The organism is Nocardioides dubius, from assembly GCF_039528155.1.
In the GTDB taxonomy this organism is placed as follows: Bacteria; Actinomycetota; Actinomycetes; order Propionibacteriales; family Nocardioidaceae; genus Nocardioides; species Nocardioides dubius.
In genome coordinates this window covers 228,455-243,827 of the sequence record NZ_BAAALG010000003.1, presented here as the reverse complement: position 1 = coordinate 243,827, position 15,373 = coordinate 228,455, and the positions used below count along the sequence as shown (strand labels likewise).

14 protein-coding genes are annotated in these 15,373 nt (G+C 71.1%); 2 read left to right on the top strand and 12 right to left on the bottom strand.

What is annotated here, in order from left to right; all coding sequences use genetic code 11:
• Positions 1 to 47: 47 nt before the first annotated feature.
• From ABD151_RS05395 to hisD, 10 genes are all read right to left on the bottom strand, one after another.
• Positions 48 to 668, bottom strand: coding sequence for a Trp biosynthesis-associated membrane protein (locus tag ABD151_RS05395; protein ID WP_343992081.1), 621 nt, complete (start codon positions 666 to 668; stop codon positions 48 to 50).
• Complete coding sequence (gene hisI, locus ABD151_RS05390; RefSeq protein WP_343992079.1) at positions 665 to 1,054, bottom strand: phosphoribosyl-AMP cyclohydrolase; 390 nt, start codon at positions 1,052 to 1,054, stop codon at positions 665 to 667. Before hisI ends, ABD151_RS05395 begins: the two co-directional genes overlap by 4 nt.
• The gene (locus ABD151_RS05385) at positions 1,018 to 2,814 is read right to left on the bottom strand and encodes an ABC transporter ATP-binding protein (protein ID WP_343992077.1); all 1,797 of its coding nucleotides are present in this window, start codon (positions 2,812 to 2,814) and stop codon (positions 1,018 to 1,020) included. Before ABD151_RS05385 ends, hisI begins: the two co-directional genes overlap by 37 nt.
• Positions 2,811 to 4,547 carry an ABC transporter ATP-binding protein gene (locus ABD151_RS05380; protein ID WP_343992075.1) on the bottom strand — a complete coding sequence of 579 codons (1,737 nt, stop codon included), beginning with the start codon at positions 4,545 to 4,547 and terminating at the stop codon, positions 2,811 to 2,813. The genes ABD151_RS05385 and ABD151_RS05380 overlap by 4 nt, the downstream gene beginning before the upstream one ends.
• A 241-nt stretch (positions 4,548 to 4,788) precedes the next feature.
• Positions 4,789 to 5,565 carry an imidazole glycerol phosphate synthase subunit HisF gene (gene hisF, locus ABD151_RS05375; RefSeq protein ID WP_343992074.1) on the bottom strand — a complete coding sequence of 259 codons (777 nt, stop codon included), beginning with the start codon at positions 5,563 to 5,565 and terminating at the stop codon, positions 4,789 to 4,791.
• Positions 5,562 to 6,299 carry a bifunctional 1-(5-phosphoribosyl)-5-((5-phosphoribosylamino)methylideneamino)imidazole-4-carboxamide isomerase/phosphoribosylanthranilate isomerase PriA gene (gene priA / locus ABD151_RS05370; RefSeq protein WP_343992073.1) on the bottom strand — a complete coding sequence of 246 codons (738 nt, stop codon included), beginning with the start codon at positions 6,297 to 6,299 and terminating at the stop codon, positions 5,562 to 5,564. The genes hisF and priA overlap by 4 nt, the downstream gene beginning before the upstream one ends.
• A gap of 58 nt (positions 6,300 to 6,357) precedes the next feature.
• Complete coding sequence (gene hisH / locus ABD151_RS05365; protein WP_343992072.1) at positions 6,358 to 7,002, bottom strand: imidazole glycerol phosphate synthase subunit HisH; 645 nt, start codon at positions 7,000 to 7,002, stop codon at positions 6,358 to 6,360.
• On the bottom strand, positions 6,999 to 7,628 hold the full coding sequence (gene hisB, locus ABD151_RS05360; protein WP_343992071.1) for an imidazoleglycerol-phosphate dehydratase HisB: 630 nt from the start codon (positions 7,626 to 7,628) through the stop codon (positions 6,999 to 7,001). The genes hisH and hisB overlap by 4 nt, the downstream gene beginning before the upstream one ends.
• The gene (locus ABD151_RS05355) at positions 7,625 to 8,716 is read right to left on the bottom strand and encodes a histidinol-phosphate transaminase (RefSeq protein WP_343992386.1); all 1,092 of its coding nucleotides are present in this window, start codon (positions 8,714 to 8,716) and stop codon (positions 7,625 to 7,627) included. The genes hisB and ABD151_RS05355 overlap by 4 nt, the downstream gene beginning before the upstream one ends.
• 5 nt (positions 8,717 to 8,721) lie before the next feature.
• On the bottom strand, positions 8,722 to 10,026 hold the full coding sequence (gene hisD, locus ABD151_RS05350; RefSeq protein WP_343992070.1) for a histidinol dehydrogenase: 1,305 nt from the start codon (positions 10,024 to 10,026) through the stop codon (positions 8,722 to 8,724).
• A gap of 88 nt (positions 10,027 to 10,114) precedes the next feature.
• On the opposite strand from hisD, the gene ABD151_RS05345 reads away from it, so the two are divergent.
• Positions 10,115 to 10,783, top strand: a complete 669-nt coding sequence (locus tag ABD151_RS05345) for an LON peptidase substrate-binding domain-containing protein (protein ID WP_343992068.1) — start codon at positions 10,115 to 10,117, stop codon at positions 10,781 to 10,783.
• The gene (ybaK, locus tag ABD151_RS05340) at positions 10,783 to 11,271 is read left to right on the top strand and encodes a Cys-tRNA(Pro) deacylase (protein ID WP_343992066.1); all 489 of its coding nucleotides are present in this window, start codon (positions 10,783 to 10,785) and stop codon (positions 11,269 to 11,271) included. The genes ABD151_RS05345 and ybaK overlap by 1 nt, the downstream gene beginning before the upstream one ends.
• Here the strand turns inward: ybaK and ABD151_RS05335 are convergent.
• Together ABD151_RS05335 and dnaE are read right to left on the bottom strand one after the other, a co-directional pair.
• Complete coding sequence (locus ABD151_RS05335) at positions 11,268 to 11,807, bottom strand: hypothetical protein (protein ID WP_343992064.1); 540 nt, start codon at positions 11,805 to 11,807, stop codon at positions 11,268 to 11,270. The two genes, ybaK and ABD151_RS05335, sit on opposite strands and share 4 nt — an antisense overlap.
• A complete protein-coding gene (gene dnaE / locus ABD151_RS05330) occupies positions 11,800 to 15,363 on the bottom strand; it encodes a DNA polymerase III subunit alpha (protein ID WP_343992062.1) in 3,564 nt (1,187 codons plus the stop codon). The genes ABD151_RS05335 and dnaE overlap by 8 nt, the downstream gene beginning before the upstream one ends.
• Between the last annotated feature and the right edge of the window lie 10 nt (positions 15,364 to 15,373).

Below are 15,373 nucleotides of genomic sequence, written 5' to 3'. Positions count from 1 at the left end.
CACTCCTCGTGATGCAGGGAAACGCCGCGCTGAGTCTAGTGGATGGCTCAGTCGGTCGGGTCGCGACCCTCGTCGAGCTGCTTCCACAGGTCGAGGTTGCTCTGGTCCTCGACCGGGGTTGCCGGCTTGGCGGCCTCGCCGCCCGCTGTCGGGGCGTCGTAGCGGCTGCCCATCTCCGGCCACCAGGGGGTCAGCCGGACGGCGAGCACGCCCGCCACCACCGAGAGCAGGGCACCGACCATCAGCGCCCAGAACCAGGCGGTGGTGGCCACCTCGAAGTCGGCACCGACGCTGCCCGGCAGGCCGAGCCGCTCGACGGAGTCGCTGGCGTAGTCCTGGTGCAGCCGGACCAGGCCGACGATGCCGGAGACCAGCACCCCGACCGAGCTGGCGGCGGCCAGCACCGCGATCAGCCGGCGGACCACGCCGCGGGTGACCAGCAGCACGCCCCAGGACGCCAATGCGACCAGTGCGAGGGCCTGGGCCAGCGGAACGCTGGCGGTCCCCTCGGTGGCCAGCTCGATCGTCGAGGTGCCCAGGTGCAGCCCGTCGAGGTCGCTGTCGGCGATCCGCACCTGCGCCTTGCCGGCGCTGACCGCGCTCAACGCACCCGCGGCCAGGCCGAGCAGGATGATCGGTCCGAAGGACGCCCGGCGGCGGTCGGTCACGCCGAGGCCTCCACGGGCCCGAGCAGTGCGGCGTCGAAGCAGGTGCGGTCGCCGGTGTGGCAGGCGGCGCCCTCCTGGTCGACCTTCACCAGGAGCGTGTCGCCGTCACAGTCGAGGCGGACCTCCTTGACCCACTGCCGGTGGCCCGACGACTCGCCCTTGACCCAGTATTCCTGGCGCGAACGGCTCCAGTAGGTGGCCCGGCCGGTGGTCAGGGTGCGGGCCAGCGCCTCGTCGTCCATCCAGCCGAGCATCAGCACCTCGCCGGTGTCATGCTGCTGGACGACTGCGGGGACGAGGCCGTCGGTGGTGCGCTTGAGGCGCTGAGCGATCGTGGGGTCGAGAACGGTCACGACTCCATTGTCGCACTCTGCTGGGCCACCCATGACGCGTGCAGGCCTGCGTACACACCGGGTTCGGCGACCAGGTCGGCGTGGGGTCCGCGCTGCACCACCTGGCCGGCGTCGACCACGATCACCTCGTCGGCGTTCTCGGCGGTGCTCATCCGGTGCGCGATGGTGACCGAGGTGCGCTGCGCCATCAGCCGCACCAGCGCCCGGCCGATCCGCATCTCCAGGCGCGGGTCGACCGCGCTGGTCGCCTCGTCGAGCACCAGCAGGTCCGGGTCGGCGAGGTGCGCGCGCAACAGCGCCACCAGCTGCCGCTCGCCGGCCGAGAGCGATTCGCCGCGCTGGCCGACCCGGGTGTCGAGACCGGCCGGGAGGCCGTCCAGCCAGTCGGCGAGGCCGAGCGCCTCGGCGGAGGCCCGGATCTCGTCGTCGCCGGCGTCGAGGCGGCCGTAGCGAACGTTCGCCCGCAACGTGTCGTCGAAGAGGAAGCCCTCCTGCGGCACCAGCACCACCGATCGGCGCAGCGCCGCACTGCTGATCTCACGGATGTCGACGTCGTCCAGGAGCACCTGGCCCTCGACCGGGTCCATCAGCCGGGTCAGCAGCTTCGCGAAGGTCGACTTGCCGGAGCCGGTCTCCCCGACGATGGCGACCCGGGTGCCCGGGGCGATCTCCAGGTCGACGTCGCGCAGCACCGGCGGGCCGCCCGGGTAGGCGTAGCCGACGTGACGGAAGGCCACCGAGACGGCACCCGGCGGCAGTTGCCTGCCGGCCTCCCCCGGGTCGGTGAGGTCCGCCGGGGTGTCCAGGACGGCGATCACCCGGCGCCAGCCCGCGATCGCGCTCTGCGCGTCGGTGAGGATCTGGGTGCCCATCTGGATCGGGCCCACGAAGAGCGTGACCAGGAAGGCGAAGGCGAGCACCTCGCCCGCGGTGATGTCGCCGGCGAAGCCCAGCCAGATGCCGATGATCAGCACGCCGGCGTTGGCCAGGCCGCCGGAGAGACCTCCGAGCGAGAACGAGAACGCGGTGAAGCCCTGCGCCCGGGTGCTGGCGGCCTGGTACTCGTCGACCGCAGCGTCGATCCGCTGCTGGGTGCGGGCCTCGACGCCGTAGGAGCGGACCACCTCGGCGCCGACCACCGGCTCGGAGATCGCCGAGAGCAGCACGCCCACCTGCTGGCGGACCACGCCGTAGGCGGTGGAGAGCTTGCGCTGGAAGTAGCGCAGGCTGAGCAACAGCGGCAGGAAGGCCGCCCAGACCACGAGGGTCAGCTGCCAGGAGTAGAAGAGCATGATCACCGTGGCGACCAGGACCTGGCCGATGCTGACGATGAAGAGGATGCCGCCGAAGACCAGGAACTGGCTGACCTGGTCCACGTCCGAGGTGACCCGGGAGACCAGGGCGCCGCGGCGCTCGGTGTTCTGGGTGAGCACCGGGAGGTCGTGCACGTGCCGGAAGGCCTTGATCCGCAAGGTGGCCAGCCCGCGCTCGCCCTGGCGGAAGAGCCGGGTGGTCATCAGGTACGAGGCGACGCCGGTGACCACGATCGCGAGCCCCGCCAGCAGGCCCATCCGCAGCACGAAGCCCACGTCGACGGCGTCGCCGGAGCCGCCCAGACCGTTGTCCAGGGTCTGCTGGACCGCGATCGGCACGACCACCTGGCCGCCGGTCGCGATCACCGCGAGGAGCAGGGTCACCCCGAGCCCCTGGCGCAGCTCGGGCGAGTGGCTCAGCCCGCGCCGGATCGTCTCGAGGGCGCGCAGGTCGTCGCCGTTGCCCAACGTGGTGCTCATCGTGCCTCGCTCTGCGCAGCCGCAGCGTGCTGGTCGGGGTGGTCGTAGGCGTTGACCAGGGTCGCGTAGTCGGCGCTGTCGGCCAGCAGCTGGGCGTGCGTGCCACGACCGGCGATCCGGCCCTCGGCCAGGTGCAGTACCTCGTCGGCCAGGGCGATGGTGGCCTTGCGGTAGGCCACCACGAGCAGGCTCGCGCCCTCGTCGCGGCTGCCCTCCTGCGGGCGCAGCGCGGCCAGGATGCGGGCCTCCACCTCCGGGTCCACGGCCGAGGTGGCGTCGTCCAGGATCAGCAGGCGGGGACGCCGGACCAGCGCCCGGGCCAGCGCAAGACGTTGTCGCTGGCCGCCCGAGAGCGAGGCGCCCCGCTCCCCGAGCCGGGTGTCCAGCCCGTGCGGCAGTGCGGCCACGAAGCCGTCGGCCTGCGCCACCCGCAGGGCCGCCCACACCTCGTCGTCGGCGAAGTCGCCGCCGAGGGTGACGTTGCCGCGCACCGTGTCGTCGAAGAGGAAGGCGGTCTGGCCGACCAGTGCGACCGCCTGCGGCAGCTCGCCCCGGGCCAGGTCGCGCAGGTCGACGCCGTCGGCTCGCACGGTGCCGGCGTCCGGATCGACGAGGCGGGCCACCAGGGAGGTGAGCGTGCTCTTGCCCGACGCGGTCTCCCCCACCAGCGCGATGCTGGCCCCGGGCGCCACGGTGAAGCTCACCTCGCTCAGCACCGGCTCGCCGCCGGGGTAGGCGTAGGCGAGGTCGTCGACGTCCAGGCGCAGCCCGTGCGCGGCGTCGGCGGGCAGGGCGCTGGTGCCGTAGTCGGTGCGTTCGGTGGTCTCCAGGACGGCCTGCACCCGGTTGTAGCCGACCACGCTGCGCGGGAACTCCCCGAGCAGCCAGCCGATCGAGCGGATCGGGAAGGCGACCACGGTCAGCAGGTAGGCGATGGTGACCACGTCGGCGGCGCTGCTGGTGCCGGCGTCGACGCGGGAGACGCCGACGTCGAGCACCGCGAGCACGCCGATGCTGGGCAGCGCGCTGAGCACCGGGTCGAAGGCGGCGCGCACCCGGCCGGCCCGGATCAGCAGGTCGCGCAGCTCGTGTGCCTTGGCGGCGAAGCGCTCGGTCTCCTGCTCCTCGCGGCCCAGGGTCTTGACCACCAGCGCGCCCTCGAACGACTCGTGGGCGATCTCGCTGACCTCGGCCCGCAGCTGCTGGGCGCGGGTGATCAACGGCGAGGAGAGCCGCTGGAAGACCAGGTTGGCGACCACCACGCAGGGGAAGACCAGCAGGCCGACGGCCGCGAGGACCAGGTCGGTGAACAGCATCTGCGCGATCGCGATCACCAGCATCGCCACCGTGCCGACCGCCATCGGCAGCGGCGCGATCGGTCCCCAGGCGGCCTCGACGTCGGCGTTCGCGTTGGAGAGCAGCTCGCCGGTCGGGTGCCGCTGGTGCCAGGCGACGGGCAGGTCGAGGTACTTGCGGGTGACCGCGCGACGGTAGTGCGCCTGCATCCGGTACTGCATGATGCCCGCGCCCAGGCGGCGCGCGACGATGCCCACGGCACGCAGGATGGCGACGCCGACGAAGAGCGCGAAGACCGCCCAGAGCAGGCCGCCACCGATCTCGCCGTCGCGGAACGCCGGGATCACCACATGCTCGGTCGACCAGCCCAGCACCCAGGCGTCGGCGACCGTCAACGCCCCGAAGAGGATGCTCCCGATCGTTGAGATCGCGAACACCCACGGCTCACGCCGGATGGCCACTCCTAGTACAGCGAATCCCTCACGCACCCCTGAGCAACCTCTCTCCCGCCCGCCCCATTCCCGAACCCGCGCTTGTTCACACCCGAACTTGCGCTTGTTCACACCCGAACCCGCGCTTGGACGCCCCTCCGGTGTGAACTACTGCAAGTTCGGGGTGAACTACTGCAAGTTCGGGGTGAACTACTGCGGGTTCGGGCGCAACAAGCGCAGGTTCGGGCTAGCGGGTGGGGTGGCCGGAGGCCGCCAGGGCCTGCTTGACCTCGCTGACCCGCAGGGTTCCGAAGTGGAAGACGCTGGCGGCCAGGACGGCGTCCGCACCGGCGTCGACGGCGGGCGCGAAGTCCTCCACCTTGCCGGCGCCGCCGGAGGCGATCACCGGGATCGAGACCTCGCGGCGGACCCGCTCGATCATCTCCAGGTCGAAGCCGTCCCGGGTGCCGTCGGCGTCCATCGAGTTGAGCAGGATCTCGCCCACGCCCAGCTCGGCGGCGCGGATCGCCCAGGCGATCGCGTCCATGCCCTCGACGGCCTTCTTGCCGCCATGCGTGGTGACCTCGTAGCCCGACTCGGTGGGCGTGCCGCCGGGCCGCACCCGGCGGGCGTCGACCGAGAGCACCAGCACCTGGTTGCCGAACCGGTCGGCGACCTCGCTAATCAGCTCGGGGCGGTTGATCGCGGCGGTGTTCATCGCGACCTTGTCCGCACCGGCCCGCAGCAGGCGGTCGACGTCCGCCACCTCGCGCACTCCCCCGCCGACGGTCAACGGGATGAAGACCTCCTCGGCGGTGCGCGAGACGATGTCCATCGTGGTGCCGCGCGCCTCGACCGAGGCGGAGATGTCCAGGAAGGTCAGCTCGTCGGCACCCTCCCGGTCGTACAGCCGGGCCAGCTCGACCGGGTCACCGGCGTCGCGCAGGTTCTCGAAGTTGATCCCCTTGACCACCCGGCCGCCGTCGACGTCCAGGCACGGGATGACGCGGACCGCGAGGCTCATCGCTGAGCGCCCTTGGTGGCGGCCAGGGCCTCGGCGAAGTCGATCCGGCCCTCGTAGAGCGCGGTCCCGATGATCGCGCCCTCGACACCCCCGGCGACCAGGTCGTTGAGCGCCACCAGGTCGGCCACCGAGGTGACCCCGCCCGAGGCGATCACCGGGGCCTTGGTGGCGGCGGAGACGTCGGCCAGCAGCTGCAGGTTCGGCCCGGCCAGCATGCCGTCCTTGTTGACGTCGGTCAGCACGTAGCGCGAGCAGCCCTCGGCGTCGAGCCGGGCCAGGGTCTCCCACAGGTCGCCGCCCTCGGAGGTCCAGCCGCGCCCGGCCAGCGTGGTGCCGCGCACGTCGAGCGCGATCGCGATCCGGTCGCCGTGCTCGGCGATCGCCCGCGCGCACCACTCGGGGTTCTCGATCGCGGCGGTGCCGATGTTGACCCGCGCGCATCCGGTGGCCAGCGCCTGCTCCAGCGACGCGTCGTCACGGATGCCGCCGGTCATCTCGACCCTGATGTCGAGGGTGCGGACGATCTCGGCCTTCTTCTCGAAGTTGTCGCCGGTGCCGAAGGCGGCGTCGAGGTCGACCAGGTGCAGCCACTCGGCGCCGGCCTCCTGCCAGCGCAGGGCCTGGGCGAGCGGGTCGCCGTAGGCGTTGCCGGAGCCGCTCACGCCTTGGGCGAGCTGAACCGCCTGGCCGTCGCGGATGTCGACGGCGGGAAGCAGCTGGAGGTAGTCAGACACAGGGATCACCCTTCGCAGGTGTAGCACGTCTCGAGGCTCGAGCCTCGACGGAGCGGAGTCAGAGGGACTGGACCCAGTTGCGCAGCAGCTGCGCACCGGCGTCGCCGGACTTCTCGGGGTGGAACTGGGTGGCGCTGAGCGGGCCGTTCTCGACCGCGGCGACGAACCGGTCGCCGCCATGCTCGGCCCAGGTGACCAGCGGGGCGCGGGTCCGGTCGTTGGTGACCAGCTTCCAGTCGCGCACCCCGTAGGAGTGCACGAAGTAGAACCGCTCGTCGGTGATCTGGTCGAAGAGGCGCGTGGGCTGCCCCTCGACCTGCGGCACCTCGACGGTGTTCCAGCCCATGTGAGGCACCACCGGAGCCTGCAGGCGCTCGACGACCCCGGGCCACTCGTCGCAGCCCTCGGTCTCGACACCGTGCTCGACCCCGCGGGAGAAGAGGATCTGCATCCCCACGCAGATGCCGAGCACCGGGCGGCCGCCGGCCAGGCGGCGTCCGATGATCCGCTCGCCCTTGATCGCGCGCAGGCCCTTCATGCAGGCCTCGAAGGCGCCGACCCCGGGCACCAGCAGGCCGTCGGCGGCCAACGCGGTGTCGAAGTCGGAGGTCAGGGTGACCTCGGCGCCGGCACGCTCGACGGCGCGGACCGCCGAGCGCAGGTTGCCCGAGCCGTAGTCCAGGACGACGACGCGAGGGCTCACTGGCCGTCACCCTCGAGGGTGCCCTTGGTCGACGGCACGCCGGTCTCGCGCGGGTCGAAGGCGACCGCGTCGCGGAACGCGCGGGCGAACGCCTTGAACTGGGTCTCCACGATGTGGTGCGGCTCGAGGCCGGCCAGCACCCGCACGTGCAGCGCGATGTGCGCGTGGAAGGCGATCGTCTCGAAGACGTGCTTGGTGAGCGAGCCCAGGTACGGCACGCCGCCGTTGCCGCCGCCGAGCTGGACGTAGGTCTGACCGGTCGGCTCGCCGCTGTGCACGCAGTACGGACGCCCGGAGACGTCGACGACGGCCTGGACCAGCGCCTCGTCGAGCGGCACCGTGGCGTCACCGAAGCGGCGGATGCCCTTCTTGTCACCGAGGGCCTGGCGCAACGCCTGACCGAGGATGATCGCGGTGTCCTCCACGACGTGGTGCGCGTCGATGTGGGTGTCGCCGGTGCTCCGCACGGTCAGGTCGACCAGGGAGTGCCGCCCGAAGGCGTCGAGCATGTGGTCGTAGAAGCCGACGCCGGTGGAGACGTCGGTCTTGCCGCTGCCGTCGATGTTCACCTCGACCAGCACCGAGGACTCCTTGGTGCTCCGCTCGATGCGTGCGATCCGGCTCATCGGTTCTCCTCCACTACCGCCACGAGGGCGCTCTTGAACGCAGTCATCTCCTCCGGGGTGCCGATCGACACCCGGAGCCAGCCATCGGGGCCGGTCTCGCGGATCAGCACTCCGCGCTCCAGCACCTGCTGCCACACCGCGTGCCGGTCGGCGAAGGTGCCGAAGAGCACGAAGTTGGCGTCCGAGTCGGCCACCTCGAGGCCCTGGGCCCGCAGCCAGGCGACGGTGTCGTCGCGCTCGGCGCGCAGCTCGGCGACCTTGCCGAGCAGCTCGGGGGCGTGCCGCAGCGCCGCGCGAGCAGCAGCCTGGGTCACCGCAGACAGGTGGTACGGCAGCCGCACCACGCGGACGGCGTCGACGACGTCGGGGTGCGCGGCGAGGTAGCCCAGCCGGGCACCGGCCAGCGCGAACGCCTTGCTCATGGTGCGGGTGACCACCAGGTTGCGGTAGCGCGGCAGCACCTCCAGCGCGCTCGGCACCCCCTCGCGCCGGAACTCGCCGTAGGCCTCATCGATCACCACGATGCCGTTGCCGGCCGCCTCGCAGAGCATGGCGACGGCCTCGGGCGGAAGCGCGGTGCCGGTCGGGTTGTTCGGGCTGGGCAGCAGCACCACCGCGGGCTGGACCTCCAGCACCTTGCGGCGCGCCGCCTCGAGGTCGAGGCTGAAGTCGCTCTCGCGGTGGCCGACGACCCACTCGGTGAGCGAGTCGCGGGCGTACTCGGGGTACATCGAGTAGGTCGGCGCGAAGGAGAGCGCGACGCGGCCCGGCCCACCGAAGGCCTGCAGCAGCTGCAGCATGACCTCGTTGGAGCCGTTGGCCGCCCAGACGTTGGCCTCGCTCAGCTGCTGGCCGCCGTCGGCGTTGAGGTACGTCGCCAGGTCGGCCCGCAGGGCGTGCGCCTCGCGGTCCGGGTAGCGGTTGAGGGTCAGCGCCGCCCCACGCACCGCCTCGGCGATGTCGGCGGCTGCCGCCGCGGAGGGCCCGTACGGGTTCTCGTTGGTGTTCAGCTGGACCGGTACATCGATCTGCGGGGCGCCGTAGGGCTCCTCCCCCACCAGCGCGTCACGCAGTGGGGGCCAGGGCAGGGCGCTCACCGGGCGTCACCCGAGAACCGCACCGTGACGCCGGCACCGTGGGTGGGGAGGTCCTCGGCGGCGGCCAGGATCTCGACGTGCGCCGCCACCTCGGCCAGCGCGTCGCGGGTGTAGTCGACGACGTGCATCTCCTTGAGGAAGGCCGAGACGGCCAGACCCGAGGAGTGGCAGGCGCAGCCGCCGGTGGGCAGCACGTGGTTGGAGCCGGCGCAGTAGTCGCCGACGGCCACCGGCGACCAGGGACCGAGGAAGATCGCGCCGGCATTGCGGATCCGCGCGGAGAGCGCAGCAGCATCGCGGGTCTGGATCTCCAGGTGCTCGCTGGCGTAGGCGTTGGCCACCTCGACCGCCTGGTCGAGGTCGTCGACCAGCACCACGGCGGACTGCGGGCCGGAGAGCGCCTCCGCGATCCGGGGGCCGTGCGGCGCGGCGGCGACCCGCTTCTCCAGCTCCACGTCGACGGCGTCGGCGAGCTCGAGGGAGTCGGTGATCAGCAGCGACGCCGAGGTGCCGCCGTGCTCGGCCTCGGTCATCAGGTCGGCCGCCACGAAGGCGGGCTGGGCGGTCTCGTCGGCGATGATCGCGATCTCGCTCGGCCCGGCCTCGGAGTCGATGCCGACCACGCCGCGCAGCAGCCGCTTGGCCGCGGTCACGTAGAGGTTGCCGGGACCGATCACCATGTCGACCGGCTTGCAGGGCCCGGCACCGAGGGCGAGCATCGCCACGGCCTGGGCGCCGCCGGCCACGTAGACCTCCTCGACGCCCAGCAGCGCACAGGCGGCCAGGGTGGTCAGGTCGGGCAGGCCGGTCTCGCGCTGCGGCGGCGTGGCCAGGGCGATCGAGCGGACTCCCGCCACCTGGGCGGGGACGACGTTCATCACCACGGTGGAGACCAGCGGCGCGACGCCACCGGGCACGTAGAGCCCGACCCGGTCGACGGCCACCTTGCGGTGGGTGATCACCGCGCCGGGGGCAACCTCGATCACCTTGTCCGGCTCGAGGTCGGCCTCACAGGTCGCGCGCAGACGGCGGATCGACTCCTCGAGCGCGGCGCGCACCTCGGGCGCGAGGTCGGCGAGCGCCTTGCTCAGCACCTCGGCGGGCACGGCGACGTCGTCCAGGCGGACGCCGTCGAAGCGCTCGGTCAGCTCCAGCACAGCCTCGACGCCGCGCTCACGGACCGCCTCGATGATCGGCCGGACCGCATGAGTGGCCGCCTCGACGTCGAACTCGGCGCGCGGCACCACAGCGCGGTAGTCAACGGCAGCGGCGCTGCCTCGCAGGTCGATTCGGCGGATCATGGGCCCAAGTCTAGGCGGGGCGGCGGGCTGGTCTCGACACGGTTTCGACCTGCGGCCACGCCGTGAGGGCCACCACTAAGGTTGAGACGTGCAGCGCTCGGTCCCCCTCTTCCCGCTGAACACCGTCGTCTTCCCGGGGTTGGCGGTGCCGCTCAACGTGTTCGAGGACCGCTACCGCGCCCTGGTCCACGACCTGCTGCGGATCAACGACCCCACCGAGCGGCTCTTCGCGACCGTCGCGATCCGCGAGGGCTACGAGGTCGGCGAGCGGATCGGACAGTCCGTGCATCGTGTCGGCTGCCTCCTGCAACTGCTGCACGCCGAGGAGCACGAGGACGGCAGCTTCAGCCTGGAGACGGTGGCCCGGGACCGGTTCAGCCTGCTCTCGATCGGCGCCGCCGATCCGTTCCTCAGTGCCGAGGTGGAGCTGCTCACCGACACCTCGAGCCCCGCGGCGCAGGCTCGAGCACCGCGCCTGGTCGAGCTCTACGAGGAGTACCGCGGCGTGATCGCCGAGGTCCGCGGGCACACCACCTATCCGAGTCCGATCCCGGACGATGCGACCTACCTGGCCTGGGTGCTGGCCGCCACCTGCCACCTGCAGCTGGCCGATCGCCAGCAGATCCTGGAGGCGGAGAGCACCGAGCAGCGGCTGACCATGCTCGAGCGGCTGATCGCGATGGAGATGCGGGCGATGCGGGCGGTGCCCTCGCTGCCCGCCACCGAGATCGCCCGGACCCGCTGGTCGCCGAACTGATGGCGAAGCGGAAGGCGGCCGGCGGAACCCCGGCCACGGTCGCATTGAGCGTGGCCGGCGTGCCACACACCCTGCACCCGTACGACCACGACCCGCGCGCGGCGAGCTTCGGGCTCGAGGCAGCCGAGGCGTTGGGGGTCGCGCCCGAGCAGGTCTTCAAGACCCTGATGGCCGACGTCGACGGCGAGCTGACGGTGGCCGTGGTGCCGGTCAGCGGCCAGCTCGACCTCAAGGCGCTCGCCCGCGCGGTGGGCGCCAGCAAGGCGCAGATGGCCGACGTGGCCGCGGCACAGCGGGCGACCGGCTACGTGGTCGGCGGCATCTCCCCGCTCGGCCAGCGCCGGGCGCATCGCACCGTGGTCGACTCCTCGGCGCTGGAGTTCGCCAGCGTCTACGTCTCCGCCGGCCGCCGGGGTCTCGACGTCGAGCTCTCCCCCGCGGACCTGGTCCGCCTCACCGAGGCCCTCACGGCCCCGATCGGACGCTAGCCGGCCGACTGCTCGGCAGGCTCGGCGGCACGCTTCGCCTTGCGCCCGCCGGTCAGCAGCAGCACCGCCAGTGCCCCCAGCGTGGCCCCGCCGGGCATCGCCGTCAGCACCACGAGACGATCCGCGGAGAGCTCCGCCTCGACCGTGGGGAACCCGTTCGGGTGCTCGACGGTGGGGTCGATGTTGGCCGGGGCGTCCGGGCCCAGCAGGTGCCCGAGCCAGGCCATCAGCAGCCCGCCGAGCAGCGCGGCCACGACCACGGTGACCAGGGTGGCGACCTCGTCGCGGTCCAGGACCCACATCGCGGCCGCGCCCAGCACCAGGCCCACGGCGGCGGCGATGAAGAAGTAGAGCCCGCTGGCCCGGAAGATGACGTCCCGGTCGAAGAGCGGACGACCGCCGTCGATCAGGTAGACGTCCGTGGTCGGCGCCGGCGCCCACACGAGGTACCAGAGCAGGCCCGCCAGCAGACCGGCGAGCAGGAAGCCGGCCACCAGCAGACCGGCCTCGGCCAGGGCCCGGCGCGCGCTAGCCAAGGCAGCCCGGCCCGAGCAGCTGCTTGAGGTCGGCGAAGAGCGAGGACGACGGGGTGACCCGGAGCCGGTCGTCGAGACGCAGCACCGTGGTGCTGGCACGAGCCTTCAGATGCAACTGGACCTCCGACATTCCCGGGTGTGCTGAGAGCACGTCCTTGAGGCCTTCGACGATCGGCGGCGTGCACCGGGTAGAGGGTAGCCGGATCACCACAGGACCCGAAGGGCCGTCGTTGAGGTCCGGCAGCGAGACCTCCTGACCGCGGATCTCCGGCTGCTCCTTGTCGCGCGAGAGGTTGCCCTTGACCCGGATGATGGAGTCCTCGGCGAGGTGCGGGCCGGCGAGCTGATAGGCGCTCGGGAAGAACAGCACTTCGATCGCACCGTCGAGATCCTCGAGGGTGATCGTGGCCCACGCGTCGCCGCGCTTGGTGATCCGGCGCTGGACGCCGGTGACCAGGCCGCTGACGGTGATCATCGAGTTGTGCTGGCGGTCCTCGTCGAGCAGCAGCTGGCCGATGGTGCAGTCGGTGCCGTTGGAGAGCACGTGCTCCAGGCCGAGCAGCGGGTGGTCGGAGACGTAGAGGCCGAGCATCTCCCGCTCGTGACCGAGCAGGGTCATCTTGTCCCACTCGTCGATCTCCGGGATGGCCACCGAGACTCCGAAGCCGCCGGAGCCGTCGCCACCGTCGTCGAGGCCGGCGAAGAGCGAATCCTGACCGATCGCCTCGTTGCGCTTGATGTCGACGTACTGGTCCACCGCGTTCTCGTGGATCGCGACCAGCGCCCGGCGCACGTGCTTCATCTCGTCGAAGGCACCGGCCTTGATCAGCGAGTCGATCACCCGCTTGTTGCAGACCTGGGCCGGCACCTTGGCGAGGAAGTCGTTGAAGTCGGTGAAGCGGCCCTTCTCCTCGCGCCCCGCCACCACGCCGTCGACCACGTTCGCGCCGACGTTGCGGATCGCGGTCAGGCCGAAGCGGATGTCGGTGCCGACAGCGGTGAAGTTGTGCGCCGAGGAGTTCACGTCCGGTGGCAGCACCTGGATCTTCATCCGGCGACACTCGTTGAGGTAGATCGCCATCTTGTCCTTGTCGTCCTTCACCGAGGTGAGGAGCGCGGCCATGTACTCCGTGGGGTAGTTGGCCTTGAGGTAGGCGGTCCAGTAGGTGATCACGCCGTAGGCGGCGGAGTGCGACTTGTTGAAGGCGTAGTCGGAGAACGGGAGCAGGATCTCCCACAGGGTGCTGATCGCGGCCTGCGGGTAGCCGCGCTCCAGCATGCCGGCCTGGAAGCCCGCGTACTGCTTGTCGAGCTCGGACTTCTTCTTCTTGCCCATCGCGCGGCGCAGGTTGTCGGCGGCGCCCAGGGTGAAGCCGGCGAGCACCTGGGCGATCGCCATCACCTGCTCCTGGTAGACGATGAGACCGTAGGTCTCGCCCAGGACCGGTTCGAGCGCCTCCTCGAGCGCCGGGTGGATCGGCTCGATCGGCTCGCGGCCGTTCTTGCGGCGCGCGTACTTGTTGTGCGAGTCCGCACCCATCGGGCCGGGGCGGTAGAGCGCGGAGACGGCGGTGATGTCGGCGAACTTGTCGGGCTGCATGGAGCGCAGCAGCGCCCGCATGCCCTGACCATCGAGCTGGAAGACGCCGAGCGTGTCGCCGCGGCCCATCAGCTCGTAGGTGGCCCGGTCGTCGAAGGGCAGCTCCTCCAGGACGACGTTCTCGCCGCGGTTGGCGCGGATGTTGGAGAGGGCGTCCTCGAGGATGCGCAGGTTGGACAGACCGAGGAAGTCCATCTTGACCAGGCCCAGCGACTCGCACATCGGGTAGTCGAACTGGGTGATCACCGCGCCGTCCTGCGGGCGGGCCATGATCGGCACGATGTCGATCAGGGGCTCGCTGGACATGATCACGCCGGCCGCGTGCACGCCCCAGTTGCGGATCTGGCCCTCGAGGCCGACCGCGGTCTGGTAGATCTTGCGGACCTCTGGGTCCTGCTCGTAGAGGGCACGGAACTCGCCGCCCTCGCCGTAGCGCTTGTGCTCCTCGTTGAAGAGCTCCTTCAGGGGGACGCCCTTGCCCATCACGTCCGGCGGCAGCGCCTTGGTGATCCGGTCGCCGATCGCGAAGCCGTGGTCGAGCACGCGGGCGGCGTCCTTGATCGCGGCCTTGGCCTTGAGCCGGCCGAAGGTGGCGATCTGGGCGACCCGCTCGGCACCGTACTTCTCGGTGACGTACTGGATCACCTCGCCGCGGCGGGCGTCGTCGAAGTCGATGTCGAAGTCGGGCATCGAGGGACGCTCGGGGTTGAGGAACCGCTCGAAGAAGAGGCCGTGCTCCAGCGGGCACAGGTCGGTGATCAGCAGGGCGTAGGCCGCGATCGAGCCGGCACCGGAGCCTCGGCCCGGGCCGACCCGGATGCCGTTGTCCTTGGACCACTGGATGAAGTCGGCGACCACCAGGTAGTAGCCGCAGTAGCCCTTCTGCGAGATGATCGCGAGCTCCATCTCGACGCGGTCCTTGACCTCCTGGGTCAACCGGTCGCCGGGGTAGCGGTTCTCGATGCCCCGCCAGACCTCCTTGCGGAACCAGGACTCCTCGGTCTCCCCCGCCGGGACCTCGGCGCGCGCCATGTAGCCGCCGGTGGACTCGGTGAAGTCGATCTCGCAGCGCTCCGCGATGGCGACGGTGTTGTCGCAGGCCTCGGGCATGTCGAAGCGCTCGGCCCACAGCTGCCGCATCTCGGCGGCGGACTTGATGTAGTAGCCGCCGCCGTCGAACTTGAGCCGGTTCGGGTCGGCTAGCCGCTTGCCGGAGGCGACGCAGATCAGGGCGTCGTGGGCGTCGGCGTCCTCGGGGTTGTTGTAGTGCGAGTCGTTGGTGGCGATGGGCGGGATGCCCATCTGCTTGCCCAGGCGGAGCAGGTCGTCACGGACCCGCTTCTCGATGTCGATGCCGTGGTCCATCAGCTCCAGGAAGACGTTCTCCCGGCCGAAGATCTCCTGCAGCTCGCCGGCCTCGCGGACCGCCTCGTCGTACTGGCCGAGCCGGAGCCTGGTCTGGATCGCACCGCTGGGGCAGCCGGTGGAGACGATCAGGCCCTTGCTGTGCTGGGCCAGGATCTCCTTGTCCATCCGAGGCTTGTAGAACATGCCCTCGAGGCTGGACTTGGTGGAGAGCCGGAACAGGTTGTGCATGCCCTCGGTGTTCTCGGCCCACATCGTCATGTGGGTGTAGGCGCCACCGCCGGCGACGTCGTTGCCGCCCTCCTCCTTGGAGTCGCCCTTGCCCCAGCGCACCCGGCGCCGCTCGCCACGGGCGGTGCCCGGGGTCAGGTAGGCCTCGATCCCGATGATCGGCTTGACCCCGTGCTTCTTGGCCTTGGACCAGAAGTCGTAGGCACCGTGCAGGTTGCCGTGGTCGGTCATCGCGATCGAGGTCATGCCGAGGTCGTTGACCCGGCTGAACAGGCCGTCGAGCAGCGACGCACCATCCAACATCGAGTACTCGGTGTGCACGTGAAGGTGCACGAATGAGTCGTTGGCGGCCTGCGACATCGGCGCCGAT